The sequence below is a fragment of the Halomonas sp. GXIMD04776 genome (genome assembly GCF_049808615.1).
In the GTDB taxonomy this organism is placed as follows: domain Bacteria; phylum Pseudomonadota; class Gammaproteobacteria; order Pseudomonadales; family Halomonadaceae; genus Modicisalibacter.
The window spans coordinates 81,560-108,385 of sequence record NZ_JBNCAN010000008.1; the positions used below are offsets into that span (position 1 = coordinate 81,560).

Consider the following 26,826-nt stretch of genomic DNA (forward strand, 5'->3'; position numbering starts at 1 on the left):
CCTTACTCTAATCTATAGCCCAGACTCTTCAAGGCTCGCTCATCATCGGACCAACCACGCTTGACCTTGACCCACAGATTGAGCATGACCTTGGCCCCCAGCGCCTTCTCCATTTCGAGACGCGCTTCCCGACCAATCTTCTTGATGCGATCGCCTTTTTCGCCGATCAGGATCTTCTTCTGGCCCGGGCGCTCCACCAGCATCAGAGCGCTGATGTGAACGATGCGCCCTTCGTCGCGAAACTCCTCGATCTCGACGGTCATCTGATAAGGCAGCTCATCACCCAGCTGGCGCATGACTTTCTCGCGCACCAGTTCTGCCACCAGAAAGCGCTGACTGCGATCGGTGATCTGATCGTCGGGAAAGTGATGCACACCTTCCGGCAGGCACTTGGCAACCTCGGCCTCGAGCTCGGGCACGTTGGTGCCATGCTTGGCCGAGATGGGCAGAATGGCGGCGAATTCGCGTTTTTTCTGTAATTCCTCGAGCCAGGGCAGCAACGCTGCCTTGTCCTCCAGCCAATCGACCTTGTTCAGGGCCAGAACCACGGGCGCCTTGACATGGGTGAGCTTGTCGAGCACCACATCATCCTCACGGGTCCAGCGTGTACGATCGACGATGAAGACCACACAGTCCACATCACGCAAGGCCTGAGTGGCGGCCTGATTCATGAAGCGATTGATGGCCTTGTTGCGATCCTTGGTCTGAAGGTGCATGCCCGGGGTATCGACGTAGATGAACTGAGCCTCGTCCTCGGTCTTGATACCCATTACCTGATGACGCGTGGTCTGCGGACGACGAGAGGTAATGGAAATCTTCTGACCCAGAATGCGGTTCATCAGTGTCGATTTGCCGACATTGGGGCGGCCGACAATGGCCACGAAACCACAGCGCTGCGTCATGCTCGGGCTCCTTTCGGCTCGATCAAGGCCAACGCCTTCTCGGCGGCCTCCTGCTCCGCATGGCGACGGCTGTTACCGATGCCAATGGTATGTTCCGCCAATGCCTCGATATGGCATTCAATGGTGAAGGTCTGGGCGTGGGCCTCCCCTTCCACCGAGGTCACCTCATAGCGCGGTAACGCCATCTGACGAGACTGCAAAAACTCCTGAAGGCGTGTCTTGGGATCTTTCTGGGTGTCCTGCAGGTTGATCGATTCGAGCCGGCTTGCATACCAGGAAAGCACCCGTGCCTTGATCGTCTGCATGTCGCTATCCAGATAGATGGCGCCGATCACCGCCTCAACCGCATCGGCGAGAATCGAGTCGCGGCGATAGCCACCGCTTTTCATTTCCCCCGAGCCTAGTCGCAGTTGCTCTCCCACAGAAAATTCCCGCCCCAGTTCGGCCAGAGTCTTACCCTTGACCAGACGAGCGCGCAGCCGAGAGAGCTGCCCCTCCCGCGCCTTGGGAAAACGCTGGAACAAGGCCTCGCCGATCACGAAATTGACGATGGAATCGCCGAGAAATTCCAACCGCTCATTATTTTCGCCACCGTAACTGCGGTGGGTTAGGGCCAATTCCAGCAGGCCGGGATCGCGGAAGGAATAGCCTATCCGGCGGCCGAATTCAGTATGGGAGATACTCACGAGACTCCTGGTTACGTACTTGTGGGACATGTTTTTTCAGCGACTTCATTCGATCGCGCGCACCGAAGTGAAGCTTGGCAATCCGCCGTCCCAATGCATCCATACGGCGAACGCCTTGCCTACGATGTTTTCCTCCGGCACGAAGCCCCAGTAACGGCTGTCGTTGGAATGATCGCGATTGTCTCCCATCATGAAATAGTGCCCCTCAGGCACTATCACTTCGCGCAGCTGTGGACCGGGGTCCTGTGGGTTGTTGTAAATGGCATGGAGCCGTTCGGCAAGCTGTTCCTCGTAACGCTGCTCACCCGGCGCCTTCGTCGGGTCGGCGTCGGTCAACTCCTTGGGTACCGGCTCACCGTTGACATAAAGCTGTTTATCTTCATAACGAATACGATCGCCGGGCAACCCGATGACGCGCTTGATGAAATTGACCGTAGGCTCCTGGGGGAAGCGAAACACCATCACATCGCCGCGCTCGGGCTCACCGAAATCGACGATTTCTGTATGGACGACCGGCAGACGCAAACCATAGGTAAACTTGTTGACCAGGATGAAATCACCAATTTCCAGTGTGGGGCGCATCGACCCCGAAGGAATTTGAAAAGGCTCCACCAGAAAGCTGCGCAACAGCAATACCACCAGCAGCACCGGAAAAAAGGAGCGCGCATAGTCGACTGGCCAAGGGTCCTTGCCCAGCTTGTGCTGCGTTTTATCATCCAGGGTCGTACCCTCTGACGACACTGCCTTGGCCAGCTTGGCGTGTCGCGCAGGCCGCCACCAAAGGACATCCAGCAGCCATACCAATCCCGTGACGGCAACGGCCACCACCAACAGTAGCGAAAAATCCATGAGTCGTCTTGATCCTGATGGTTCTGGGAGAGCAGCTCTTGGAGCATGCTCTCTTTGTTAATCGTTGACCTTGAGTACTGCAAGAAAAGCGTCCTGTGGAATTTCCACCCGGCCCACTTGTTTCATGCGCTTCTTGCCGGCCTTCTGCTTTTCAAGCAGCTTCTTCTTGCGCGTCACGTCACCCCCGTAGCACTTGGCGGTGACGTTCTTGCGCAGCGCCTTGACCGTGGAGCGCGCCACGACTTGACCGCCGATCGCGGCCTGAATCGCCACATCGAACATCTGGCGGGGAATAAGTTCCTTCATCTTTTCGACCAATGCACGACCACGCCCATGCGCATGATCGCGGTGAATGATCGCCGCCAGGGCATCGACCTTGTCGCCATTGATGAGCACATCCAGACGCACCAGTTTAGCGGCCTCGAAACGCTCGAAGCTATAATCGAGAGAGGCATACCCCCGGGAGATCGATTTCAAGCGGTCGAAGAAATCCATCACCACTTCGCTCATGGGTAACTCGTAGGTCAGTTGAATCTGATTGCCCAGGAATTGCATATCGAGCTGGGTACCCCGCCGTTGTTCACACTCGGCAATGACGTTACCGACGAACTCCTGGGGCACCAGGATACTGGCGCGCACGATGGGCTCGCGCATCTCGTCGACATTGGCCATATCCGGCAGCTTGGAGGGATTGGCGACGTAGCGTATCTCGCCATCGTCCATTGCCAGTTCGTAGACCACCGTGGGTGCCGTGGTCAGGAGATCGAGATCGTATTCACGCTCCAGCCGTTCTTGAATGATCTCCATGTGCAGCGTGCCCAGAAAGCCGACACGAAAGCCAAAGCCCAGGGCGTCGGAGTTCTCCGGTTCGTACTGCAAGGAGGCATCGTTCAGGGCGAGCTTTTCAAGGGCATCGCGAAATGCCTCGTAGTCGTCGGCGCTGACCGGAAACATGCCGGCATATACCTGAGGCTTGATCTTCTGGAAGCCTGGCAAACGTTCGACATTCGGCGTCTTGGCATGGGTGATGGTGTCCCCCACCGGAGCACCATGAATGTCCTTGATACCCGCCACCACGAAGCCTACCTCACCGGCACGCAGTATCCCGGTCTGGTGACGCTTGGGGTTGAAGATGCCGACCTCGGTGGCTTCCCAGTCTCGTCCGGTGGATTTCATGCGAATCTTGTCGCCCTTCTTCAAGGTGCCATCGAAGATTCGCACCAGGGAGACCACACCCAGGTAATTATCGAACCAGGAGTCGACGATCAACGCTTGCAACGGGGACTCTGCATCGCCCTTGGGGTAAGGGATGTCCCGTACCAGGCGTTCCAGCAACCCTTCCATGCCCACACCGGTCTTGGCGGACACCTGGCAGGCATCGACCGCGTCCAGCCCGATGATCTCTTCGATTTCCTGAGCGACACGATCCGGATCGGCCTGGGGGAGGTCGATCTTGTTGAGCACTGGCAGCACTTCGAGATTCTGTGCAATGGCGGTATAGCAGTTGGCCACGGACTGGGCTTCGACACCTTGGGCTGCATCCACTACCAGCAAGGCACCTTCGCAGGCATATAACGACCGGGACACTTCATAGGAAAAATCCACGTGGCCCGGGGTATCGATGAAGTTGAGCTGGTAAAGCTCGCCATTGTCGGCACGGTAATCCAAGGTCACCGATTGTGCCTTGATGGTGATACCGCGCTCACGCTCGATATCCATCGAATCGAGCACCTGCTCCTTGAGTTCCCGCTCGGTCAGGCCGCCACATAGCTGAATGATGCGATCCGCCAGGGTCGATTTGCCGTGATCGATATGTGCGATGATCGAGAAGTTACGGATGTGCTTGATTCGATCGGAACTCGCCGTGTCTGCCATTGACTCTCTTTCCGCCATGATAATTGCGCCCTCGCCGGAGTAGAAGACGCCAAAAATGTGGGGCTATTGTACCGGCAAGGCGAGTTCAAGGACAGTAATGCCCAGACTAGGCTGACGCCATGGGCGATATTTCCTTGTCAGCCTGGACCAGCAGGCGGGCCAGAGTTTGCAGACAGAGAACGGAATGGATCTGTTGCCGCGCCCCTTCACCCACGGCGATCATCCGCTGTGCCTGCTCAACCGGCGGGGCGTCAGGATTCACGTCGCCACGCCAGCGCAGGGTAAAACTATTCACCGGTGCATCCATGTATTCGATCCGGGTGACCTGATCCACCATGAAACCGACCATACCCTGGCCGCTGTCCGCCACCAGCACATGCTCTGCAGGCACATCCGCGTTCTTGCCCAATAGTATCCGCAGATCCACTAAAGAGACCGTCTGCTCCCGGTGGCGCATGGCAGCGAAAAAGGGCCCGTCCTCTTTCAGCGGCAGCACGTTTTCCGGCAAGGGCAGCACGGCATCCAGCTGCTCGAGCAGCTCGACATAGCACCCACCACTTTCAAAATGCACGAAGGCAAAACGCTGCCACTCCTGTTGAGTGCGCCGATCGCTGACTTCGTCGCCCAGGCGGGCATGAATCTGCGCCAATGCCCCGAGCGCCTCTCCCGTGAACAACTTACGATGATCAAGGCACAATGCATCGTCTTGTTCGGGCCGACTCAATACTCCCGCAACCTGATCGACGGCCTGATCCCCACCGGGCAGCGGGTGCAGATCGTTGTCATCGAAGGCACAGATGGTATTGATGCGAGTGACCGCCAAACCGATACGCCCGCTGTCGGTATTGAGCACGACCACATGGGAGGGCGACAACGTCAATGGCGGGTAGCCCATCAGTATCCCTGGATCAAAGATCGGAATGCGCATGTCACGTAGCGCCACGTTGCCCAGATATGCCTTGACGTTCACTACCGGCCTCTCAACCGCGCCGCAGGCAGTGATCTCGCTGACGACGGCGGTGTCGATGGCAAGGGTTGCCTCTTCGATATCGACGAGCAGATAGCGGTGCGAGCCGCGTCCGAGCTGCTGTGCATCGTCCTTCAGGGCCGTTGACGATGACGACGTCTGATCGACGTCCTCGAAAGCCAGCACCATGCCTTCCAGTGAGAAAAGAACGTCGATATCCAGCAGATAGATCGGCTGTCCTGAAACGGGATGGGTTACCAGCCAGGGAGTGAGCTCACTGGCCGCCCCGGCTTCCTTGCCCAAGACGCTCATCTGGCTCTGTTCGACGGTAATCATGTCGTAGGCGCGATCGATGAGCAGGCCAAAGCGTCCACCGCGATAGTTTACGATGGCGATGTGCTTCTCCGCCGATCCTGACGCCTCGCTGGGACCAAGCTGTAAAAGTCCACCCAGGTCCACACAGGGGATAAGTGAATCCCGCAGCCTGAACGTTCCCAAGGACCACGCCGGCGCCAGGGGTCGCGGCACCAGGGGCGTGTCGGGTTTCACTACTTCCAGCAGATGGCATGCGTCCAGGGCGACGATGCTTTCACCGAGACCCAGGACGCCCAATGTGCGTTGACTCATGCGACATTCATCCTATTCAAGAGACGACTCAGGCAGACTTCGAAAGACCTTCCGATGAATTCTTGCGCGTCGCCCTGGCCAGTTCCTGAATCAATTTCTCGACGTGTGCGGCGGTATCCAACTGGGACGAGGCGGTGACATCGATCTGCTCAACCGCGGAGGTCGTCTGTTCAACCCCTTCGGTAATGCGCGAGAAGGCTTCCTGGGCACGCCGGGAAACGTCATTGCCATTGTCGATACACTTCAGCGACTCCCCCAGCAAGCGATTGATCTGACGCGTGGCATCACCGGATTTCTCGGCCAGCTTGCGCACCTCATCCGCCACGACGGAGAACCCAAGGCCATGCTCCCCGGCACGCGCCGCCTCGATGGCGGCATTGAAGGCCAGCAGATTGGTCTGTGCTGCAATTTCACCGATCGTCTTGACGATTTCATCGATATCCTCGGAGGATTTCTGGATGGCTGCCATGGCTTCGCTCGAATCCTGCAGCGCCCGATTGCCCCGTTCGGCTTCGCTTCGTGTACCCTGGGCTAGCTCCCGTGTGACCCGGGTATGCTCGGCAATTCCATTGATCGCCTGGTTGAGTTCCAGAATCGAAGCATTCATTGCCTCCGACTGCTGCTGGATGCTCGTTTCCAGTTCGACCTGAGCCGTGATGTCGGTGGCGAACTTCACGATCTTGTAGGGCTCGCCGTTGGCGTTGAAAATCGGGTTATAGGTCGCCTGAATCCATACCTGCCGCCCGTGCTTGCCCAGTCGCATGAAACGCCCGTTGAAGAACTCGCCGCGATTCAATGCCTGCCAGAAATCGCGATATTCCGCGCTGAGGACGTACGCCTGCTCACAGAACATGCGGTGATGCTGACCGAGAATCTCGTCGGCGTGATAGCCCAGGGTGTCGAGAAAATTGCGATTGGCCGTCAGAATATTGCCTTTCAGATCGAATTCGATGACCGCCTGGGCACGATCCATGGCATTGACCTTGCCTTCGAACTCGGCGTTACTGCGTTTGCTTTCCGTCACGTCCGTGGCGAACTTGACTATCTTGGTGAGCTTGCCGGCGACATCGAAGATCGGGTTGTAGGTGGCCTGCAACCATATCTCGCGCTTGTCGCTACCCAGACGCTTGAATTCCCCCGCGACGAATTCTCCACGGCGCAGCTTCGCCCAGAAGCTCTTGTACTCTTCGCTCTTGGCATATTTCGGTTCGCAGAAAAGCTTGTGGTGCTGCCCCTGAATATCCTTCAGCGCATAGCCTGTCGTTGCCAGAAACTGCTGGTTGGCGGTCAGTACGTGCCCTTCCATGTCGAACTCGATCACCGCCTGGGCGCGGTCGATGGCATTGACCTTGCCCTCGAATTCGGCATTGAGCCGCTTTTGCTCGGTGATGTCGTTGGCAAACTTGATGACTTTATAGGCGCGCCCAGATGGGTCCAGGATAGGATTGTAGGTCGCCTGCAGCCAGATGGCGTGCCCTCTGCGATGCTGTCGCTGGAACTCTCCGCTAATAAACTCGCCCCGCCCCAGCTGTTCCCAAAATTCCTGGTAGGCTTCGCTTCGAGCATAGCTTTCATCGCAGAATATACGGTGGTGTTGGCCGATGACCGCATCTCGGGGATAGCCAACCGTCTTGAGAAAATTATCATTGGCGGCGGTTACAATGCCGTTGAGATCGAACTCGATGACGGCTTGAGAGCGTCCAATCGCGTCGATCTGGCTCTCGAACTCCGCATTCTTGTGCTTTTGCTCGGTGATATTGGTCGCGAACTTGACTACCTTGTAGGGCTGCCGCTCTGCATCGAAGATCGGATTGTAGGTGGCATTCAACCAGATTTCATTTTTGTTCTTGTCAATACGCTTGAATTCACCGCTGGCGAATTCACCGCGCTTTAGTGCCTGCCAGAACTTGCGATACTCTTCGCTCTTGGCATAGCCATCGTCGCAGAAGATGCGATGATGCTGTCCGCGAATCTCGTCGAGGCTATAGCCTACCGCATCCAGAAAATTCTGGTTGGCGTCAAGAATATGGCCATCGGTATCGAATTCGATGATGGCCTGGGAGCGATGAATGGCTCGCCATAGCGAGGCCGACTGATCGCTGCTTCCATTTGATTCTTTGCTTGAGCTTGGGTCTGCTTTCTGGGTCATAAAAGAAGTTCCGATCCGTACGAGTCAATTGCGGCCTGGGTAGTCAGCAAGTTTTCTTATTCACGGCATACAGTCTTAGGCCAGATTTTACCTGTAGCCTTTGTGTTCTATCGCCCCAGCAGGGGAATACTTTAGCCAGGCAAGACCTGTCCAATGCTCGACTTGAGAACAGTTAAGACAACAAAAAACGGGGCACATGGCCCCGTTCTCAACTGTCACATGAATTAACGCACCATTATTTCTCACCCAACCGCAGTGCCACGAACAGCGACCGGCCATCGCGATAGAGCCGTAGCGGCACCGCGCGATTGCCTTCGATGTTGCTCACCACCTCACTCAAGCGCTTGGCGGAATCGATGTCCTGCTGATCCAGCGAGACAATGATATCCCCCGGACGCACACCTGCGCTGGCGGCCACGCTATCCGGCGCCACCTCTTCCACCCGAACACCGGAAGAAAGGTTGAGGCTCTCGAGCTGCTCGTCACTGAGCGATGCGACCGTCACGCCGAGACGCGTGCGGGGATCGCCCTTGCCACCGGAGGAGGCCATGGGCATGCCTTCTTCCGGCCAGTCCCCTACCGTCACGGTCTTGGTGACACGCTCTCCGTCACGCAGTATCTCGAGCTTGGCATCGTTACCCGGATCGATGCGACCGACCAGTCGCGGCAGCGTAGCGGAGCGCTCGACCGCTTCGCCGTTGACGGACAGCACGATATCGCCGGCCTTCAGTCCTGCCTTGGCCGCCGGAGCATCCGGTGCAACATCGGCAATCAAGGCACCCTCAGGGCCGTCCAGACCGAATGATTCTGCCAGATCCTTCGATACCGGCTGAATCACCACGCCAAGCCAGCCACGGCTGACTCGCCCGTCGTCACGCAGTTGATCGGCAATATCCATCGCGACATTGATCGGTATGGCGAAGGACAAGCCCATGAACCCGCCGCTGCGAGTGAATATCTGGGAGTTGATACCCACCACCTGGCCTTCCAGATTGAACAAGGGGCCACCGGAGTTACCCGGATTGATGGCGACATCGGTCTGAATAAAAGGCACATAGGCATCGCTGGGGAGTGTCCGGTTGATGGCACTGACGATGCCCGCAGTCACGGAATGATCGAAACCGAAAGGCGAACCGATCGCCGCGACCCACTCTCCGACCTCGAGCCGTTCTGAATCCCCTAGATCGAGGGTGGGCAGATTGTCACCATCGATCTTGAGCAGGGCGATATCCGTCTTGGCATCGGCACCAATCAATTCGGCATCGAGTTCGCGGCGATCGTTCAAGCGCACCACGATCGAGTCGGCGCCATCGACCACATGGGCATTGGTCAATACGTAGCCATCCTTGCTGATGATGAACCCCGAGCCCAACGACTGCAGCTCCTGGGAGCGTCCAGGGCCACGCTGACCATGTCCCGGGGGCATTTGATCCTCAAAGAAGCGGCGAAAGAATTCGGGTATGTCCTGACCGTGAGAACCACCGAACGGCATGCTGCGTTGCTTGACTTCCCGGGTACTGGAGATATTGACGACGCCGGGAGCCGCCTGCTTGACCAACTCGGTGAAGTCGGGCAATTCGCGGGCCTGGGCGGCCTGCATGAAGAAGGCCACTGCCATCAGCATCAGCCATTGGGAAAGGTATCGTGAGGTACGTTGCATTGAGTACTCCTGGTTACCTGCTATCCAAAACATATTATTGTCCTGACGTCATGACCCTCGTGAGGCGCTATCTTGTCTCTCTTGTAATCTTGTAAAGAAGGGCCCGCCCTCGCTCGGAAACATTGGATATCGCCATGGATCGAGAGTTCAGTGGCTACGAAAAAACCGTACATGCCGAAGAGCATCAATGGGGTTCAACTGCCAGCAGTATAGGATGGTATTGGCCAGGATGCCGTTGCAGCCAGTAGCGGCTGAGCAGACTGCCCACCAAGAGCCCGCCGACAAAGACAAGCGGTACAGCCATGTTGCCTAATGAGACCCATCTCTCGGCAAGCCCACCAGCCGTGATCGCGATGAGTAGCGGCACTCCATAAACGACCAAGGCACTGTACAAGAATCCTCTGGCGGGCAATCCCAGTCGCACCCGATCCCCAACGCGCAGCGGCGCATCCGTGTAAAGCGACAAGTGCCGCAGGCGTCGTCGTGCTACCAGGCCGGCACCGCACCCTTGCTGCGTACAGCCGTGGCAACCGTCCTGAGGCCGGGCTTCGACCCATGCGCCTCCAGCGAAGAGCGCAACGACCACGGCGCGCTCCTCCAGACAGTGAGCCGTCAACCTTTGTGTTGTTTCTTGCTCGCTCATGGTGCGGGGTCTTTCTGCACTCGATCGGTACTACTTTGGTACTGCAACTGAGAGGCAACCCGATAAAGGGCCCGCGGGGGCAACTCACCGAGCACCACTATCTGCAAGGTGTGATCTTTCAAGTTCACATGGCGCACCGCCGCGTAGGAAATTCCCAGTCGATGGATACCGGGTAACAAGGCCCTTTGCCCCTTCTCCAGAGGCTGAATAAAGAGACTGAAGCTGGATAAGCCGTCACTATAAAGTCTGTGACTCATGGTTTTGCCAGAAAACCCCGGCGTCGGCGGTAACGAGACAGAAGCATACCCGGGTGGGAGCCAATCCGGCTGCCAAGGGCCTGTGGGCATGTCGTGAAGGGGCTCGAGTGCCACCGACTGAGCATAAAGTGTCGGTTCGATCAGCTCGGTCATCTGGAAGGTTTCGATAATCTTGCCTTCCTCATCGACGAGATTCTGTTTGAGCGGCAGTCCCGTGGCCATGTCGAGCCATAAACGATGGCCATAGCGTAGGTCATCACGTGGCTCGATATCGAGACGCATGCTGGGTCGCCCCGCCACCCGTTCTTTATCACCCAGTGTCAGATGATAATGCCGGTCGATGGGTTGCAGCGCCACGGTAGGTGAGCCATCCGTCGTCCGGCGCATCATGACGCCATTGCGCCCAAGCCGACCGTAACGTTCGTAAATGACTGCAGGGCCATCCAGATAGCTGGTCACTTCCCGCACGACGCCGTCATGAATCTCATGGGCCAACGCCAGGGTACGCACCCCTTCGGGACTGATGCGTATGGCCCGAGCTCGAAACACGTAGCATTGGCTTGCCATCATGCTGCGCTCGAGCCAGCCCAGCGGCGAGGTGGGCGTGGAATTTTCGGCCAGCTGCCCACAATCGACGCTATTCTCGGCGGCAGCAATCGCAGTACTCGACAAGCCTGTCATCACGCATAGCGCCCCAGCCGCATACAAAGCCGTCTTGAACGCCGATAACATCAACGAGTACTCGTAACTTCCTGAGAAGAGGCGCGAAGCAGCGGTATCCAAGCCTCACCGGAACGGTGCGCCGCCCCTTCTGCGTGACGCTCCAGATAATGCTGCAGCAACTGGGATTGCTCTTTCTCGCTGCGCAACGAGGCGTTGGAATGGGGTGCCATGAACATCGGTTGGTCCGCAGCACCAAACCCTACTTCCATCAAACCGGTGTCGTAAGCGGGCGAAGGACGAAACGATGGCAGACTGGTCACATCCAGCGATGGCAGTGAACGGTTGCTGGAAACGGAGGCCTGCTGCGCGCGGGAGCCAAACCCGACGGCATTGGGGCTCTCACCGCCACTATTGATGACGTCATTGACGTTGCCACTGCTGCTGTTGGCCAGCTCCGGCGACACGCTGGAGATATTATCGCTACCGCCGTCATAGAATTGCGCACCGGCAATCACCATGAGCGAAACGGTGGCGGCGACGGCGGCACTTCCGGCAAAAGAAAGATTGCCACTACGCTTCGACGCCTTGTCGGATGGGATTTGAGGCACGGGCTCACTTTCCAGACAAGCCATCACCCGATCGGAAATATCGACAGACGTATCGATGGAGTGATCACGCTGCATCAGACTTCGCGCGAGATGATAGCGACGCCAAGCTTGACCATCGTCCGCTTGATTGGCGAGTGATTTTAGAACACGACGTAATTCCAGCTCATCGCCTTCATTGTCCATCAATGCGGACAGCGATTCGCGACAATTGTCCTTCATTTCAAACCCTCACATTCAAAAAAACGCACAACGGAGCTTATTGCAGCTCATTGTTCTAATATCAGCATGCCCTGATCCGTGCACATGATATCGTGCTGGATTTACCCCCTGCACCTACAAGGTGCGAACATCTTCTATGACGTCGCAGCAGGCGGACAGTTCAGTGATTTGTGCAAAAAATTCATATTTTTTAATTTCCTATTCCCTACTCATTCAGCACGCCCTCATCACTCTCATGCGCAAGTAGCGGCCGCATCTGCTTGTCCACGGCCTCTCTGGCGCGAAAGATACGCGAACGCACAGTACCCACCGGACACTGCATGATATTGGCGATATCTTCATAGGAGAGACCATCAAGCTCACGCAGCGTGATGGCCGTACGTAGATCTTCCGGAAGCGCCTCGATCGCTTCGAAAATCGCCGCTTCCAATTGATCTCGCGCGATTGAGGCTTCCGGCGTTTCCGTATCGGCCAAACGCCCACTGTGATCGACGATCTCGGCATCGTTGATATCCAGATCGCTCCCCGGCGGGCGGCGTCCCTTGGAGACGAGATGATTCTTCGCGGTGTTGATGGCGATACGATACATCCAGGTATAGAAAGCACTTTCGGCACGAAACTTGCCCAAGGCACGATAGGCCTTGATAAAAGCCTCCTGGGCAACATCCTGCACTTCGGCATGGTCGTGTACATAACGACCGATCAGCCCCAGAATCTTGTGCTGATACTTCTTCACCAACAAATCGAAAGCGCGTGTATCCCCCTGTTGTGCCCGCAGTACGAGTTGCTGGTCGGTTTCCCTATTGCCCATTCACTTCCTCCCCGTGCGGGCAGGATGGGCCGGAGCCATGATTGCCTTTGAACGGACAATGCATGCGCTGGCGCAACTTCGGGTCATGGTGACGGTCCGCGGTGTGAACATGAAAGGACAACTATACATAAGCATTCCTGTTTTCCCGATACCCGATCGCGCCACTGACGCCTTCCAGCACCTCGATCGACAACGACGAACCTCCTTGAGTCATTGATTTTCCCACGGACGACAAGCGATAGTAGACAACATTGCCCCTTAGTGCGAATCATCACAGGTATCTGAATGTCCGATCAACAGGTTAACAATCTCAACGTCCTTGCGCAGGACGTTCTTATCACGCCGGAAGACTTGAAAAAGGAAGTGCCGCTCACCGAGGCTGCGGAAAAAACCGTCATCGAGGGCCGGCGTACCATACAACGTATTCTCGATGGAGAGGATCCGCGACTATTGATGGTCGTCGGGCCTTGCTCGATTCACGACGTCGAGGCGGCAAGAGACTATGCCCAGCGCTTGAAACGCCTGGCCGAAGAGGTCAGCGATAGCCTGTACATCGTGATGAGGGTCTATTTCGAGAAGCCACGCACTACGGTGGGCTGGAAAGGACTGATCAACGATCCGCATCTCAACGACTCCTTCGAGATCGAAGAAGGACTCCACATCGCCCGCGGCCTACTGGTGGAACTATCGGAAATGGGGCTACCCCTGGCCACCGAGGCACTCGACCCGATTTCTCCGCAATATTTGCAGGATTGCATCAGCTGGTCCGCGGTGGGTGCGCGCACCACGGAATCCCAGACCCACCGGGAGATGGCGTCAGGACTCTCCTGCCCGGTCGGTTTCAAGAACGGCACCGATGGCAGCCTGGACGTTGCGATCAATGCCCTGCAATCCGTGGCGCATCCGCACAACTTCCTGGGAATCGATCAGGCCGGGCAGGTGGCCATCATTCGTACGCGGGGGAATGCCTACGGCCATGTGGTGCTACGCGGGGGGAACGGCAAACCCAACTACGATAGTGTCAGCGTGACCCTCGCGGAGCAGGAACTGAAAAAAGGCGGCGTCAAGAGCAACATCATGGTCGACTGCTCTCACGCCAACTCCAACAAGGATCCTGCGCTACAACCCTTGGTGATGGAAAATGTCACCAACCAGATCCTCGATGGTAACCGTTCGATCATGGGGCTGATGGTCGAATCGCATTTGGGCTGGGGCAATCAGAAGATGCCTGAGGATCGCAGCCAATTAACGTATGGCGTGTCGATCACCGATGCCTGCATCGACTGGGACACCACCGTGCAGAGCTTTCACGACATGAACGAGAAGCTGCGCCCGGTGCTCGGCAATCGCCACGACGCGGCTTGAGGCTTTTATTCCTGTAAACGGGCCTGTCAATGACAGGCCCGTTTAGGTTCGTTCAAGGATGCCAGGCCAGGGTAACGTCAGGCTTGCAGCTGCCCGTCGATTTCACGCCGAAATGGTGGCAGCGAATCGAGCAACGCTCGCCCATAGCGCCGCGTCAGCACACGCCGATCGAGTAGCGTGATGCGCCCTTGATCCGACTCCTTGCGAATCAGCCGACCACAGGCCTGGACCAGCTTGATCGAAGCATCCGGCACCGAGATGCGCATGAAGGGGTTGCCGCCACGGCTTTCGATCCACTCGGCCAGCGTTGCCCCGACCGGGTCGTCCGGCACCGCAAAAGGCAAGCGCGTGACCACCACATGGGTCAGATAGTCACCGGGCAGATCGATGCCTTCGGCAAAACTCGCCAGGCCGAAGATGACGCTGCTCTCGCCGGCATCGACACGTTTGCGATGGCGATCGATCAACTCGCGCTTGGGTAGCCGGTCCTGAGCCAATATTCTCGTCTGGTGGGTCTTGGGTAATGCCTTTTCCACCGCTCGCAACTGAGCCCGGGAAGAAAACAGCACGAGTGCCGCCTCCTTGTCACCCAGCGCCGTGACGAATTCGACGATGGCACGCTCGTGAGCATCGCGATCACCAGGATCCACCGCCTCACGAGGTACGCTGAGCACCGCCTTGGAATAATCGAAGGGGCTCGGCAGGCACTGATAGCGGTAGCGATTGGCGAGTCCCGCACGCTCCTGCAGCCGCTCGAAACGGCCCAGCGCTGTCAACGTAGCGGAGGTAATCACCGCACCATAACAGCTACCCCATAGATAGCGTGCCAGGGTTTCTGCCGCCGAGACCGGGCTGGCCGAGAAGGTCAGCTCTGCATCGCCGCCCTGCTGATCGAAGGTCAACCAGCGTGCCTGGGGCGGTTCGCCTTGAGTATCGTCGGCGGCCATGGCCTGCCACAGGGCATGCGCCTCCAGGGCGCGGCCCTGCAGCAACGCCACCAGGGGTAGCCAAGGCTCGGCCTGTTCCCGGGATAGTCCCGTCGCCTTGTCCGGATCGAGGCTCTCGCGCAGGATATCCGCCATGCTTTCGAGATTGCGTGACAGTTCGTCAAACGGTACGACCAGCGCAGCCGCCATCTCGCGCAAGGGGGCTGGTGCGCGCCCCATGGCAAAGCGATGATGGCGTGTCTCCTCGCCCGCCCCGTTGGGCAGCTCCGCCAACTGATGGCCAAGTGAGTATGCCTCACCGAGACGCGGCTCGATGGCGGCGATCAAATCCGGAAAACCCGCCAACAGCCGAGCGAGGGTTGGCTGGGAGCCTAGGGCCGTGTTGAGCTCGGTCAGCGATTTCTTCAGGGTGCGCAGCCAGCGCAGCGCTCCATTGATCCCGAAGCGATGATAAAAGTGCTCCAGCGCCTTGTCCGGCAGATGGTGCCCTTCGTCGAAGATATAGATGCAGTCCTTGGGCGATGGCAATACCACACCGCCTCCGAGAGACAGATCTGCAAGCACCAGATCGTGATTGGTCACGATGATATCGGCCTGGTCGAGATGACGCCGGGCGCGGAAGAATGCGCAGGCCCCGAAATGACCGCAGCGCCGGTTGGTGCACTGGCGATGATCCGTGGTCAACCGCCGCCAGCTTCCCTCATCGATGGCCACCGGCCAACTATCGCGATCGCCTTCCCAGCGCCCGTTGCCATAGGCATCGGCCATCTCCTGAACCAGCCCATGAAAATCATCCCCATCCCGGGATTCCAGCGCCTGCTCGAACAGCGACAAGGTGGGGTTGTCCTCCACGCCATCCAAGGCCTGATCGAGCTTGGCCACGCAAAGATAGCGGCCACGCCCCTTGGCCAGGGCAAAATCGAAATGCAGGCCGCTGTGCTGCTTGAGAGATGGCAGATCCTGATGCAGCACCTGCTCCTGCAAGGCGACCGTGGCGGTCGAGACGATCAGACGCTTGCCTCGGGCCTGAGCCACCGGCAAGGCGGAAAGCAGATAGGCCAGGGTCTTGCCGGTACCAGTACCGGCCTCGAGGACGCAGACGTGCTCGTTGGAGAGACGCCGACCGCTTTCATCCGCCTCGATGCTGGATAGCGTGCGCGCGATCTCGGCAATCATCAGCCGCTGACCGTAGCGAGGAGTCAGATCGAGACCTTCGAGCACTCGGCGATACGCGGTCTGGATCTCCTCTTTCAACGCCTCATCGAGCATGCGTCAGAGCATTCCTTCCGGCGGATGCTCGCAGGGCAGCTTGTCGTTGATATAGCTTTCGATTTCGGGCAGGGAGAAGGCATCTTCCTCGCCGACGAAGCTGATCGACACGCCCTTGGCACCGGCCCGACCAGTACGGCCGATGCGGTGCACATAGTCCTCCGGATCTTCCGGCAACGTATAGTTGATCACATGACTGACGTCGTCGATGTGGATACCGCGGCCGGCCACATCTGTGGCCACCAGCACCGTCAGTTCCCCCTCACGGAAACGCTCCAGCGTCTTGATGCGTTGATTCTGGGGCACGTCGCCGGACAGCATGGCGACATCGACGCCTGCCTTGCGCAGCACCGTATCGAGCTTGCGCACGAGATCCCGACGGTTGCCAAAGACCATGACGCGATCGAAGCTTTCCTGCTTGAGCAGATTGACCAGCAGACGCTGCTTGTCATCGTCACTGACCAGGTAGACGCGCTGGTCGATATCCGCGGCGTTCTCGACGGTCACCTCGATCTCGACATGGGCGGGATTGTGAGTCCATTGGCTGGCCAGGTTGAGAATGTCCTGGGTGAAGGTCGCGGAGAACAGGAAGGTCTGCCGCTCCTCGGTTTTTGGCGTGTGACGAATGATGCGCTTGACATCGGGAATGAACCCCATCGACAGCATGCGATCCGCCTCGTCCAGTACCAATACTTCCACTTCACTCAGATCGACGTCACGCTTTTGATGGAAATCGAGCAGCCGTCCGGGAGTGGCGACCAGGATGTCTACCTGCTTGCCGAGATTATCGCGCTGCTTCTGATAATCCATGCCACCCACGACACTGGCGACATTCAGCGAGGTAAACCGAGCCAGCGCTTTGGCGTCTTTCTCGATCTGCAGTGCCAGCTCCCGGGTCGGCGCGATGATCAAGGCGCGCGGGGCCCCCGCTTTCTGGCCATTGGGCGCCTCCTCTTCGAGAAAGTAGGTCAGCATCGAGATCAAAAAGGCAGCGGTCTTGCCGGTACCGGTCTGGGCCTTGCCGACCACATCGCCGCCAAGCAGTGTCTGGGCCAAGGCCTCGGCTTGGATTGGCGTGCAATATTCAAAGCCCAGGGCATGAATGGCATGCATCAACGGTAAAGGCAGATCGAAGTCGTGGAAGCGCCATTTACCCGCCGTGGGGGGCACCTGGAAGTGACGCAGATCCCAACTGGATTGGGACTTGCGCGGCTTGCGACGACGACGCTTGGGGCGGCGGTTCTGGGCCGGTGTAGAGGTCTTTTCCAACTCACTCATAGGCGTGGGGTAATGTTCCGTTGTTGAATGGATATCGAGCAAAACATGCGGGCATTGTAACAGCCATTGGCGACTTGGGCGCGCCTGTCGATATCAAGACGGCATTCGAAGCATGATGACGGTCGGCAGGTTCTTGAAGGGCTGGTAGAATCGAACGCACTGAATTCAGGACAGCGATCATGACGCGCAGAAAAAAGACCCGCTCACTGGCCGACAAGGTGAGCCTCCGCACCGGCAAGCGCAAGGATTATCGCAAATGGCGCCGCGACAATCCCGATGAAGTGGCGCCTTCTCGGCGCTATGTCGAGAAGAAACGTCAGCAACGCAAGGCTCAGGCAGCTCGCAAACTCGAGCGTGAACGCAGCGCTCCCACGCTTGAACTTCATCCGACTGGTCTGGCCGAAAAACCATGTCAGAAAGACGACACCAGCAAGGAGTCATGATGCGTCTGGTCTCATTCAATATCAACGGCCTTCGCGCCCGGCTGCACCAGCTCGAGGCGTTGATCGAGGCCCACGCGCCGGATGTTATTGGCTTGCAGGAAACCAAGGTTCACGATGACGAATTTCCTCTCGAGGCGGTTTCCGAACTGGGCTACCACGTCTACTTTCATGGTCAGAAAGGCCATTACGGTGTCGCACTGCTCTGTCGCCAGGAACCCCAGGCGGTTTTTTACGGCTTCCCGGATGACACCGGAGACGCCCAGAAGCGCATGATCGGTGTGCGCCTGGCCTGTGCCGATGGCGAACCCCTGACCGTCTGGAACGGTTATTTTCCCCAAGGCGAGAATATCGACCACCCCACCAAGTTTCCTTACAAGGAGCGTTTCTACAAGCAGCTTGCGCGGCTCCTCGAAGAAGACCATTCCCTCACAGAACGCATAGCGATCATGGGCGACTTCAACATCTCGCCGGAGGATATCGATATCGGTATCGGGGAGCCCAACCGCAAGCGCTGGCTTCGCGAAGGAAAGACCAGCTTTCAGCCCATCGAGCGCGAATGGCTGGGGCGCATCAAGGACTGGGGCATGCAGGACTGCTATCGCCTCTGTCATCCTGATAGCACCGATTACTTCAGCTGGTTCGATTATCGTTCCAAGGCCTTTGAACGCGACCCCAAGCGCGGCCTGCGCATCGACTACATCCTGGTCAGCCCGCCCCTGGCCGACAAGGTCAGCGGCGCCGGTATCGACTATGATCTGCGCGCCATGCAGAAACCTTCCGATCATGCGCCGGTGTGGGCCGATCTTACTTTTCCTCGATAGCAGGTCCACTGGTTTTAGTAGGAGCCCGATTCATCGGGCGATGGAGGGATACTCCATCGCTCGCTGAAGCGAGCTCCTACAAGGACACAAAAAAACCGGCACCTCTGCAGGCACCGGCTTTTAACGACATTTTTCAGGTCACAACTTTTGTTCCAACTCCGGCAAGATCTCGAACAGATCACCGACCAAGCCAGTAACTCTGGAGAGTGCGACCTGGAAGATAACGATCTTCCTACAGTTTGCTTTCTAACTCCGGCAAGATCTCGAACAGATCACCGACCAAGCCAGTAACTCTGGAGAGTGCGACCTGGAAGATAACGATCTTCCTACAGTTTGCTTTCTAACTCCGGCAAGATCTCGAACAAATCGCCCACCAATCCATAATCCGCGACCTGGAAGATCGGCGCGTCTTCATCCTTGTTGATGGCGACAATCACCTTGGAGTCCTTCATCCCCGCCAGGTGCTGAATCGCGCCACTGATACCGACGGCGATGTACAGCTCCGGGGCAACGATCTTGCCGGTCTGCCCCACCTGCATGTCATTGGGCACGAAACCGGCATCCACCGCGGCTCGGGAGGCGCCGATCGCCGCGCCGAGCTTATCGGCGATGCCGTCGAGCAGCTTGAAGTTCTCGCCGCTGCCCATGCCGCGCCCCCCGGAGACCACGACCTTGGCGCCACCCAGTTCCGGGCGTTCGCTCTTGGCCAGCTCTTCATCGACGAAACTCGACAGGGGGTTGTCCACCACTGTGTCCACGGCTTCGATGGAGGCATCATTTCCTTCTCCAACCGCATCGAAGGCGGTGGTACGGATGGTCATCACCTTGAGTGCGTCGGCACTTTGCACCGTGGCAATGGCGTTTCCAGCATAGATCGGCCGCTTGAAGGTATCTTCGCTTTCCACCGCCATCACCTCAGAGAGCTGGGCGACATCCTTCAAGGCAGCGAGGCGCGGCATCACGTTCTTGCCGGTGGTCGAGGCGCTGGTCAGTACATGAGAGTAATCGTCGGCCAGGGCGACCAGCAGATCCGCCAGGGGTTCGGCCAGTTGATGCGCGTAGACGGCGTTGTCCGCCACCCGCACCCGAGTCACACCCTCGAGCTTGGCCGCCGCTTCGGCGATGCTGTCGACGCCTTCCCCCGCGACCAGCAAATCGATGTCGCCTCCAATCTGTTTGGCCGCGGCAACGACGCTGGCGGTCGCGTCATCCAGATGGCCGTCGTGATGATCGGCGAGAATCAGAATACTCATGAGATCACCTTTGCTTCGTTCTTGAGTTTGTCGACCAGCTCGTCCACGGAGCCTACCTTGATGCCACCCTTGCGTTCCGCCGGGGTCTCGACCTGGAGCAGGCTGACCTTGGAAGCGATATCAACGCCGAGATCTTCCGGGCTCTTGGTCTCCAGCGGCTTCTTCTTGGCCTTCATGATATCCGGCAGCTTGGCGTAGCGCGGCTCGTTCAGGCGCAGGTCGGTAGTGACGATGGCAGGCAGGGTGAGTTCGAGACGCTGCAGACCGCCGTCGATCTCGCGGGTGACCGCCAGCTTGTCATCCTGCACCTCGAGCTTGGAGGCGAAGGTCCCCTGACTCAGGCCGGTCAAGGCAGCGAGCATCTGGCCGGTCTGGTTGTTGTCGGTATCGATGGCCTGCTTGCCGAGGATGGTCAACTGAGGCTGCTCTTCATCGATGACCTGCTTGAGAAGCTTGGCCACCGCCAAGGAGTCGACCCGCTCGTCGGTTTCGATATGAATGGCGCGATCGGCGCCCAGGGCCAGGGCGGTCCTGAGCTGCTCCTGGGCAGACTTGGGGCCGACGGTCACGGCGACCACTTCCGTGGCCACGCCTTTTTCCTTGAGTCGCACCGCTTCTTCCACGGCGATCTCGCAGAACGGGTTCATGGCCATCTTGACGTTGGTGAGATCGACGTCGGAACGATCCGCCTTGACGCGAATCTTGACGTTGTAATCGATGACGCGTTTGACCGCGACGAGTACTTTCATGGCGTCCTCGCTAGATTGTAGGGATCCTGCCGGCATACGGGATGCGAGCTTGCAATGACTCTTATCGGCTCCAAGTGTGCCATAGCTTTACGAGCATCCCAATAAAGCCTTTGGCATCATATCAACTCCCAGGATGGCATTTGCGCTCTGGTGTAATTATTTGTCTCTTCTTCGATAAACGAATGTGATAACCGCGTGCAATGATAAAAACGTTTGTTTTGAATATAGTAGGTACCGAACACTTTTTATATGACGCACAATGGCATAAGAGAATAAAAAGCTTCTCAATGAGGCGCCATCGATGAAGGAGATGTGACGTGGAACGTGAATCAATGGACTTCGATGTGGTCATCGTCGGCGCGGGGCCTGCGGGGCTGTCCGCCGCCTGCCGACTGATGCAGCAGGCCAATGAGGCCGAACGCGAACTGAGTGTGTGCGTGGTCGAAAAAGGCTCCGAGGTCGGCGCCCACATCCTCTCCGGCGCGGTGTTCGAACCCCGCGCGCTCGCTGAACTCTTCCCCGACTGGGCGGAACGAGACGCTCCCTTGACCGTCCCGGCGACCCGGGACGAGGTTCATCTGCTCAAGAATGCCGACTCGACCCAGAAGCTGCCTAATGCCCTGGTGCCCAAGACCATGCACAACGTCGGCGGCGATACCCCAAATTACGTGATCAGCGCCGCCAACCTGTGCCGCTGGTTGGGCGAACAGGCGGAAGCCCTGGGGGTGGAAATATTCCCGGGCTTCGCCGCTCAGGAAGCACTGATCGACGACGAAGGCATCGTGCGCGGCATCGTCACCGGCGACATGGGCGTGGCCGCCGATGGAACCGAAAAAAGCGGTTACATGCCGGGCATGGAACTGCGTGCCAAGTACACCCTGTTTGCCGAAGGCTCGCGGGGCCATATCGGCAAGCGTCTCATCGAGCGCTTCAAGCTCGATGACGGGAAGGATCCGCAGCATTACGGCATCGGCCTGAAAGAGCTTTGGGACGTGCCCGCCGAGATTCATGAGCCGGGGCTGGTGCTGCACGGTTCGGGCTGGCCCCTGGACAAGAACGCTCACGGCGGCTTCTTTCTCTATCATGGCGAGAACCAGCAGGTAATGGTCGGCCTGATCATCGATCTGAGTTATGCCAATCCCTACCTATCGCCTTTCGATGAGTTCCAGCGTCTCAAGCATCATCCGCTGCTCAAGCAATACCTGGAAGGCGGCAAGCGGGTGGCCTACGGCGCCCGGGCGATCACCAAGGGCGGGCTCAACTGCCTGCCGAAGATGACCTTTCCCGGCGGCCTGTTGATCGGCTGCGATGCGGGCACCCTGAACTTTGCCAAGATCAAGGGCCTGCACACGGCGATGAAGTCCGGCCTGTTGGCCGCGGAGACGGTGTTCGAAGCGCTGGACCAGTCGGATGAAGCCGATACGGGGGGCGAGGAACTGACCGCATTCACCACGAAATGGGAACAGAGCTGGGCCTATCAGGAACTCAAGCAGACCGCCAATTTCGGTCCGGCAATTCACAAGTACGGCACTGTCGGGGGCGGCGCCTATAATTTCGTCGATCAGCTTTTCAAGGGCAAGCTACCTTCGCTTCACGACACGACCCCGGATCACGCCAAGCTCATCCCGGCGGATCAGGCCGAGAAGATCGACTACCCCAAGCCGGACGGCAAACTCTCCTTCGACAAGCCCTCCTCGGTCTTCCTGTCCAACACCAATCACGACGAGGATCAGCCCTGTCACCTGCGCCTGAGCGATCCGGACATCCCGATTCGTGACAATCTGCCGACCTACGATGAACCCGCGCAGCGCTACTGTCCGGTGGGGGTTTATGAGGTGGTCGAGGACGACGCCGGCAAACCAAGATTCCAGATCAACTTCCAGAACTGCATCCACTGCAAGACCTGCGACATCAAGGACCCGGCTCAGAACATTACCTGGGTGGCGCCAGAAGGGGGTGGGGGTCCTAACTATCCCAACATGTAGGGAAACCCCTGATTCGTTGCTGCGCTCGATATCCTGGCCGCCGGCGGTACTCAGAATCCTCATGTAGCAAGCTACACTGCGGTTCCTGCGTTCCGGCGGCGACCAGCCTCTCATCGCTCGCGACACGAATCAGCGTTTTTCAAGTCAATTTGAACCTACCTAAAGATTCGTCAGTTTCAAACATCGCCGGTGGCCACGGGCCGCTCCGGATTGCGTATCCAGTGGCTCCAGGAGCCGGCATAGAGACGCGGCAAGGCACGACCCGCGATGGCGTAGGCGAGAATGTTGTGGCAGGCGGTGACTCCCGAACCACAGTAGCTGATCACCCCATCCTCGCGAGGCAGTTCGGCATCGAGGTCGGCCGCGCTCTTGAAATAGCCTTCTTCCGTGAGATTGGTCGAGCAGGGTCGACAAAGGGCACCGGGAATATGCCCAGCCACCGGATCGATGGGTTCGACCTCACCGCGAAACCGCTCCCGAGCGCGAGCATCGATCAGGGTATCAGGGGTGGATAGCAGCATATCGGCGGATGCCAGTTGATCCTCGTCGAAGATCGGCTGCCAGTCGCTGGTTGAAATGTCACCGACACTCTGTGTCATCTCACCCCCCTGCCGATGCCAGGCTGCCAGCCCCCCATCGAGCATGCGCACATCCGGATGACCGGCCCAGCAATGCAGCATCCACCAGGCACGAGCCGCCGCCATCTGGCCGCTCATGTCATCGTAGACGACAACCGGTGTCGTCGAGGTAATACCCAGGCGTTGCAGGGTGGCGGTAAAATCGGATGCGTTCGGCAAAGGGTGGCGTCCCATTTCGCCAGGACTGGATGCCAGGTCGCCATCCAGGTCGATATGTTGGCTACCGGGGATATGCCCGGCTGCCCAAAGGCGGCGCCCGGCCCCGGTATCGTCGAGCCGCGCTCGACAATCCAGTATGCACAGTGCCCGGCCGCAGGCCAAGGCGCCCTGCAGCGTCGCAGTGTCGATCAATGCCTGAGGTAAAGGGCTACTCATACTAATGGTTCTCCTTGCAGACGCTTGAGAGGTGCACGTCGAGCGATCAGCCGACGCCGACCGGCATTCACGAAGCGCACTTCGATGACAGGATTGGCTGGGTTACCTTCCACGAGTAGAATTTCGCCGGCACCGAAGACGTCGTGCATCACATGCTGACCGGGCGTATAAACATCGTCGTTCCCTGCTCGGCGAGTCGCGGGTGTCAGAGGCAAAGAAATTTCAAGCGCCGCGAGGTAGCGCTCGACTAGAGCTGGTGATACGACCTCCAAAGCGGTCGTCCTGCCCTCACGCAGCGCCTCGGCAATGTGATTGCCATCCTGCCAGGCACTCTCGGCAAGAAAACGGCTGGGGCGATGTTCGCCCCCGTCATGAAGCATCAAGAGGCGCTCCCTGGCCCGAGTGATGGCGACATAGAACAATCGGCGCTCTTCTTCGAGCCGCTCGTCGCTCAAGGGGTTGTCCCGGCTGTAGTGAGGAAAATCTTCTTCGTTCACACCCCACAATGCCACCAGCGGCCACTCGAGCCCCTTGGCGCTGTGTACCGTCGTAATGAAAACACCCTCTGAAGAGTTCTCTTCAGCGCGATGAGGCAGATTGCTGAAGTTTTCCGGTGCTTGAACGAGCTCTTCTGCCTGTTCGATCAGCACATCGAGCAACCTCACGTCCTCTTCGCCCTTTTCGCGTCGCGCTGCTGCCCGCTTGAGCACCTTTTCCGCATCCAGGCGTTCGACGATCAATTCAAGCAACCGTGCCGGAGGCAGACGTGCCAGACTGGGTAGCTCACAAAGCAGCTCCCAGCGGCGTTTGAGGTTGCGCCGCTGCATGGGCTTGAGCCCTGTCAGCAAGAAATCATGACGCTCTGGCCAGCGCCGATGTGCGGCCAGGTACTGTGCCAGTGCCTGTAGCCGTTCACGAGCCACGAAGGGGGTGGGTTGCGACAGAAGCAGTAACAGGTGCTCCGGGTCCTGCAGCAACCCTGGCTCCCGGGCCAAGCGCAGATATCCCGCCAGCGCTTGAACCAGCGGTAACCGAAAGACAAAGCGATCCTCTCTGGAAAGACGAAAGGGAATGCCGGCGCGCAGCAGTTGAAGCTGTACTGGCACGGACAATGTCCAGCTTCTTACCAGAACGCAGGCTTGATTGAGCGCGCGTCCTTGCTCTTGCCAGCGAGTCAGCTCCTCGATCAGCCGGCCGCACCCCTGTCCGGTATCGATTGTCGTGCAGGGATTGCCCGGCGCCGGCACACACAGCTGATCAGGACGACGACGATTGGCGTGAATGGCATGGTTGGCGGTCAGTGCCAGTGCATGACCATGGCGAAAGGTCGTCGATAGCGGGTAATCCGTGGCGCTGCCAAAGCTGTTGGCAAAGCGCTCGAGCATGTAATCCGGACGCGCCCCTCGCCATTCGTAGATACATTGATTGGCATCCCCCACCACCATCACCTCGGCTTTACTACTGGCCAGCAAGGAAAGCAGCCGCTGCTGAGCCTCGTTGATATCCTGGTACTCGTCGACGATGACATGATCGAGAAAGCCTTGGACTCGGGCACGTGCGCCGGCATCGCGCTCGAGACACCGCAGCGGACGGTAAAGAAGATCCGCGTAGGTCGCTTTTCCATGCTGTTCGAGCAGCGATTCCAACTGGTCGAAGGCCTCGACGAAGTGGCCGGTGTCCGGACCTAGATCGAGACGCTCATAGAACGCGGCCGGCGCGATCATCTCCGCCTTGACCAGCTCGCAGAACTGACTGAGGGTCTCGAGCCGATCGGGCTCCAGGGCTGTCTCCCGGGAGCCATCGTTACTGCTTTCCAAGGCCCGCATGACCGCCTGACGCAAGAGACGTTCTCGCTGCCAATCCGCTAATAATTCTCGAGGAGCAAGATAGCCCCAGCGCGTAAGACTCTGAGTCAGACGGTAACCGATGGAATGAAAGGTGCGCACTTCAGGCAGCGCCTGCCCTGAAGGCGCCAGCGCTGCGAGCTTGGCCGTGAAATCTTCTCGGGCGGCACGATTGAACATCAACACCATGATACGCCGCGCCGGAACGCCCTGCGCCAGCAGGTGAAGCACTCGGGCTACCATGGTGGTGGTCTTGCCGGCTCCAGCCACGGCAGCCACCCGGGCATGTCCTGCACCATGGGCAACCACCGCCTGCTGTTCAGCGGTCAGCTTCACAACGATTCCGTGTCAACGGAGCCTAGGGATTGCCAGACACCTTGGCTGACAATCCCCAGCTCGGTACGGCCCAGCTCGGCCTGATCCTGTCCGGGGCGATGCTCGGCAAGTTCAATCAGACGATAATAGACATTACGATTCAATCGGGCGCTGAGGCCGAAACGCACGCCCACCTCCGGCACTGGCTCACCTTCCGGGGTCTCGCTGATGGTCAATCGATGCTCGCTGCCCAAGACTAGCCGATCACCGACATTGGTGGTCAGGCGCCAGAGCCTCGCATCTCCCTCTTCATTCCACTCTTGATTTGCCTCTCCCTCGCATTCGGCATCGACGATCAGGAAGGGGCGATCCTCGACACGGATGCGCATCTTCTCCACCGGGGTGACCAGATAGTATTCTCCATCCGCCTCCTGGCACAGCACCGTCGACAATAACCTCACGAGGCGCGGTCGAGTGATTACCGCTCCCTCATGGACCCAAGTGCCATCGGCGCGTATTACCAAATCCATGCTGCCGCATCGCTCAGGATTCCATTGGTCAACCGGGGGTATCTTGCCGTCGGATTCGATCTGCGAGAGTAGCGGTTCCAGTGCCATGATGATTCCTT

22 protein-coding genes are annotated in these 26,826 nt (G+C 58.4%); 4 read left to right on the forward strand and 18 right to left on the reverse strand.

Going from position 1 to position 26,826, the window contains the following annotated elements; all coding sequences use genetic code 11:
• Positions 1–2 precede the first annotated feature (2 nt).
• The 11 genes from era to rpoE form a co-directional block, all read right to left on the reverse strand.
• Positions 3–902: a GTPase Era gene (gene era, locus ACPF7Z_RS07170; RefSeq protein ID WP_425192577.1), complete on the reverse strand. Its 900-nt coding sequence runs from the start codon at positions 900–902 to the stop codon at positions 3–5.
• On the reverse strand, positions 899–1,588 hold the full coding sequence (gene rnc, locus ACPF7Z_RS07175; protein WP_425192579.1) for a ribonuclease III: 690 nt from the start codon (positions 1,586–1,588) through the stop codon (positions 899–901). Before rnc ends, era begins: the two co-directional genes overlap by 4 nt.
• 45 nt (positions 1,589–1,633) lie before the next feature.
• A complete protein-coding gene (gene lepB / locus ACPF7Z_RS07180; protein WP_425192580.1) occupies positions 1,634–2,437 on the reverse strand; it encodes a signal peptidase I in 804 nt (267 codons plus the stop codon).
• Positions 2,438–2,494: 57 nt separating this feature from the next.
• Positions 2,495–4,312 (reverse strand): translation elongation factor 4, encoded by a 1,818-nt coding sequence (lepA, locus tag ACPF7Z_RS07185; RefSeq protein ID WP_425192581.1) that lies wholly within the window; start codon positions 4,310–4,312, stop codon positions 2,495–2,497.
• A gap of 106 nt (positions 4,313–4,418) precedes the next feature.
• Positions 4,419–5,906 (reverse strand): chemotaxis protein CheW, encoded by a 1,488-nt coding sequence (locus ACPF7Z_RS07190; RefSeq protein WP_425192582.1) that lies wholly within the window; start codon positions 5,904–5,906, stop codon positions 4,419–4,421.
• Between the two features lie 28 nt (positions 5,907–5,934).
• Positions 5,935–8,055 carry a PAS domain S-box protein gene (locus ACPF7Z_RS07195; RefSeq protein ID WP_425192583.1) on the reverse strand — a complete coding sequence of 707 codons (2,121 nt, stop codon included), beginning with the start codon at positions 8,053–8,055 and terminating at the stop codon, positions 5,935–5,937.
• A 235-nt stretch (positions 8,056–8,290) separates the two neighbouring features.
• The gene (locus ACPF7Z_RS07200) at positions 8,291–9,715 is read right to left on the reverse strand and encodes a DegQ family serine endoprotease (RefSeq protein WP_425192584.1); all 1,425 of its coding nucleotides are present in this window, start codon (positions 9,713–9,715) and stop codon (positions 8,291–8,293) included.
• A gap of 184 nt (positions 9,716–9,899) precedes the next feature.
• On the reverse strand, positions 9,900–10,358 hold the full coding sequence (locus tag ACPF7Z_RS07205; protein WP_425192585.1) for a SoxR reducing system RseC family protein: 459 nt from the start codon (positions 10,356–10,358) through the stop codon (positions 9,900–9,902).
• Positions 10,355–11,296: a MucB/RseB C-terminal domain-containing protein gene (locus ACPF7Z_RS07210; RefSeq protein ID WP_425192586.1), complete on the reverse strand. Its 942-nt coding sequence runs from the start codon at positions 11,294–11,296 to the stop codon at positions 10,355–10,357. The genes ACPF7Z_RS07205 and ACPF7Z_RS07210 overlap by 4 nt, the downstream gene beginning before the upstream one ends.
• Before the next feature lie 50 nt (positions 11,297–11,346).
• A complete protein-coding gene (locus ACPF7Z_RS07215; RefSeq protein ID WP_425192587.1) occupies positions 11,347–12,105 on the reverse strand; it encodes a sigma-E factor negative regulatory protein in 759 nt (252 codons plus the stop codon).
• A gap of 205 nt (positions 12,106–12,310) precedes the next feature.
• On the reverse strand, positions 12,311–12,916 hold the full coding sequence (gene rpoE / locus ACPF7Z_RS07220; protein WP_425192588.1) for an RNA polymerase sigma factor RpoE: 606 nt from the start codon (positions 12,914–12,916) through the stop codon (positions 12,311–12,313).
• A gap of 285 nt (positions 12,917–13,201) precedes the next feature.
• Between rpoE and ACPF7Z_RS07225 the strand changes: the two genes are divergently transcribed.
• Positions 13,202–14,281 (forward strand): 3-deoxy-7-phosphoheptulonate synthase, encoded by a 1,080-nt coding sequence (locus ACPF7Z_RS07225; protein ID WP_425192589.1) that lies wholly within the window; start codon positions 13,202–13,204, stop codon positions 14,279–14,281.
• Between the two features lie 77 nt (positions 14,282–14,358).
• Here the strand turns inward: ACPF7Z_RS07225 and dinG are convergent, their stop codons facing one another.
• Together dinG and rhlB are read right to left on the reverse strand one after the other, a co-directional pair.
• A complete protein-coding gene (dinG, locus tag ACPF7Z_RS07230; RefSeq protein ID WP_425192591.1) occupies positions 14,359–16,497 on the reverse strand; it encodes an ATP-dependent DNA helicase DinG in 2,139 nt (712 codons plus the stop codon).
• 3 nt (positions 16,498–16,500) lie between these two features.
• Positions 16,501–17,775, reverse strand: a complete 1,275-nt coding sequence (gene rhlB, locus ACPF7Z_RS07235; protein WP_425192592.1) for an ATP-dependent RNA helicase RhlB — start codon at positions 17,773–17,775, stop codon at positions 16,501–16,503.
• Between the two features lie 179 nt (positions 17,776–17,954).
• Between rhlB and ACPF7Z_RS07240 the strand changes: the two genes are divergently transcribed.
• Both ACPF7Z_RS07240 and xthA read left to right on the forward strand, forming a co-directional pair.
• On the forward strand, positions 17,955–18,218 hold the full coding sequence (locus ACPF7Z_RS07240; protein WP_425192593.1) for a hypothetical protein: 264 nt from the start codon (positions 17,955–17,957) through the stop codon (positions 18,216–18,218).
• Positions 18,218–19,039, forward strand: coding sequence for an exodeoxyribonuclease III (gene xthA, locus ACPF7Z_RS07245; protein ID WP_425192594.1), 822 nt, complete (start codon positions 18,218–18,220; stop codon positions 19,037–19,039). Before ACPF7Z_RS07240 ends, xthA begins: the two co-directional genes overlap by 1 nt.
• Before the next feature lie 326 nt (positions 19,040–19,365).
• Here xthA and ACPF7Z_RS07250 read toward each other — a convergent pair whose 3' ends face one another.
• Together ACPF7Z_RS07250 and ACPF7Z_RS07255 are read right to left on the reverse strand one after the other, a co-directional pair.
• Positions 19,366–20,292: an electron transfer flavoprotein subunit alpha/FixB family protein gene (locus tag ACPF7Z_RS07250; RefSeq protein ID WP_425192596.1), complete on the reverse strand. Its 927-nt coding sequence runs from the start codon at positions 20,290–20,292 to the stop codon at positions 19,366–19,368.
• Positions 20,289–21,041, reverse strand: coding sequence for an electron transfer flavoprotein subunit beta/FixA family protein (locus tag ACPF7Z_RS07255; protein WP_425192597.1), 753 nt, complete (start codon positions 21,039–21,041; stop codon positions 20,289–20,291). Before ACPF7Z_RS07255 ends, ACPF7Z_RS07250 begins: the two co-directional genes overlap by 4 nt.
• A 332-nt stretch (positions 21,042–21,373) precedes the next feature.
• Between ACPF7Z_RS07255 and ACPF7Z_RS07260 the strand changes: the two genes are divergently transcribed.
• Positions 21,374–23,026 carry an electron transfer flavoprotein-ubiquinone oxidoreductase gene (locus ACPF7Z_RS07260; RefSeq protein WP_425192649.1) on the forward strand — a complete coding sequence of 551 codons (1,653 nt, stop codon included), beginning with the start codon at positions 21,374–21,376 and terminating at the stop codon, positions 23,024–23,026.
• Between the two features lie 176 nt (positions 23,027–23,202).
• On the opposite strand, the gene ACPF7Z_RS07265 is transcribed toward ACPF7Z_RS07260, so the two are convergent.
• The 3 genes from ACPF7Z_RS07265 to ACPF7Z_RS07275 are packed head-to-tail and all read right to left on the reverse strand — an operon-like array spanning position 23,203 to position 26,815.
• Complete coding sequence (locus tag ACPF7Z_RS07265; protein WP_425192598.1) at positions 23,203–24,039, reverse strand: sulfurtransferase; 837 nt, start codon at positions 24,037–24,039, stop codon at positions 23,203–23,205.
• The gene (locus ACPF7Z_RS07270) at positions 24,036–26,219 is read right to left on the reverse strand and encodes an ATP-dependent helicase (protein ID WP_425192599.1); all 2,184 of its coding nucleotides are present in this window, start codon (positions 26,217–26,219) and stop codon (positions 24,036–24,038) included. Before ACPF7Z_RS07270 ends, ACPF7Z_RS07265 begins: the two co-directional genes overlap by 4 nt.
• Positions 26,216–26,815 carry a DUF1285 domain-containing protein gene (locus ACPF7Z_RS07275; RefSeq protein WP_425192600.1) on the reverse strand — a complete coding sequence of 200 codons (600 nt, stop codon included), beginning with the start codon at positions 26,813–26,815 and terminating at the stop codon, positions 26,216–26,218. The genes ACPF7Z_RS07270 and ACPF7Z_RS07275 overlap by 4 nt, the downstream gene beginning before the upstream one ends.
• Positions 26,816–26,826 lie beyond the last annotated feature (11 nt).

Excerpts from the sequence above, each read along its gene's own strand:
- era (WP_425192577.1), bottom strand. The coding sequence starts at position 902 with ATGACGCAGCGCTGTGGTTTCGTGGCCATTGTCGGCCGCCCCAATGTC.
- lepB (WP_425192580.1), bottom strand. The coding sequence starts at position 2,437 with ATGGATTTTTCGCTACTGTTGGTGGTGGCCGTTGCCGTCACGGGATTG.
- lepA (WP_425192581.1), bottom strand. The coding sequence starts at position 4,312 with ATGGCAGACACGGCGAGTTCCGATCGAATCAAGCACATCCGTAACTTC.
- ACPF7Z_RS07190 (WP_425192582.1), bottom strand. The coding sequence starts at position 5,906 with ATGAGTCAACGCACATTGGGCGTCCTGGGTCTCGGTGAAAGCATCGTC.
- ACPF7Z_RS07195 (WP_425192583.1), bottom strand. The coding sequence starts at position 8,055 with ATGACCCAGAAAGCAGACCCAAGCTCAAGCAAAGAATCAAATGGAAGC.
- ACPF7Z_RS07200 (WP_425192584.1), bottom strand. The coding sequence starts at position 9,715 with ATGCAACGTACCTCACGATACCTTTCCCAATGGCTGATGCTGATGGCA.
- ACPF7Z_RS07205 (WP_425192585.1), bottom strand. The coding sequence starts at position 10,358 with ATGAGCGAGCAAGAAACAACACAAAGGTTGACGGCTCACTGTCTGGAG.
- ACPF7Z_RS07210 (WP_425192586.1), bottom strand. The coding sequence starts at position 11,296 with ATGACAGGCTTGTCGAGTACTGCGATTGCTGCCGCCGAGAATAGCGTC.
- ACPF7Z_RS07215 (WP_425192587.1), bottom strand. The coding sequence starts at position 12,105 with ATGAAGGACAATTGTCGCGAATCGCTGTCCGCATTGATGGACAATGAA.
- rpoE (WP_425192588.1), bottom strand. The coding sequence starts at position 12,916 with ATGGGCAATAGGGAAACCGACCAGCAACTCGTACTGCGGGCACAACAG.
- ACPF7Z_RS07225 (WP_425192589.1), top strand. The coding sequence starts at position 13,202 with ATGTCCGATCAACAGGTTAACAATCTCAACGTCCTTGCGCAGGACGTT.
- dinG (WP_425192591.1), bottom strand. The coding sequence starts at position 16,497 with ATGCTCGATGAGGCGTTGAAAGAGGAGATCCAGACCGCGTATCGCCGA.
- rhlB (WP_425192592.1), bottom strand. The coding sequence starts at position 17,775 with ATGAGTGAGTTGGAAAAGACCTCTACACCGGCCCAGAACCGCCGCCCC.
- ACPF7Z_RS07240 (WP_425192593.1), top strand. The coding sequence starts at position 17,955 with ATGACGCGCAGAAAAAAGACCCGCTCACTGGCCGACAAGGTGAGCCTC.
- xthA (WP_425192594.1), top strand. The coding sequence starts at position 18,218 with ATGCGTCTGGTCTCATTCAATATCAACGGCCTTCGCGCCCGGCTGCAC.
- ACPF7Z_RS07250 (WP_425192596.1), bottom strand. The coding sequence starts at position 20,292 with ATGAGTATTCTGATTCTCGCCGATCATCACGACGGCCATCTGGATGAC.
- ACPF7Z_RS07255 (WP_425192597.1), bottom strand. The coding sequence starts at position 21,041 with ATGAAAGTACTCGTCGCGGTCAAACGCGTCATCGATTACAACGTCAAG.
- ACPF7Z_RS07260 (WP_425192649.1), top strand. The coding sequence starts at position 21,374 with ATGGACTTCGATGTGGTCATCGTCGGCGCGGGGCCTGCGGGGCTGTCC.
- ACPF7Z_RS07265 (WP_425192598.1), bottom strand. The coding sequence starts at position 24,039 with ATGAGTAGCCCTTTACCTCAGGCATTGATCGACACTGCGACGCTGCAG.
- ACPF7Z_RS07275 (WP_425192600.1), bottom strand. The coding sequence starts at position 26,815 with ATGGCACTGGAACCGCTACTCTCGCAGATCGAATCCGACGGCAAGATA.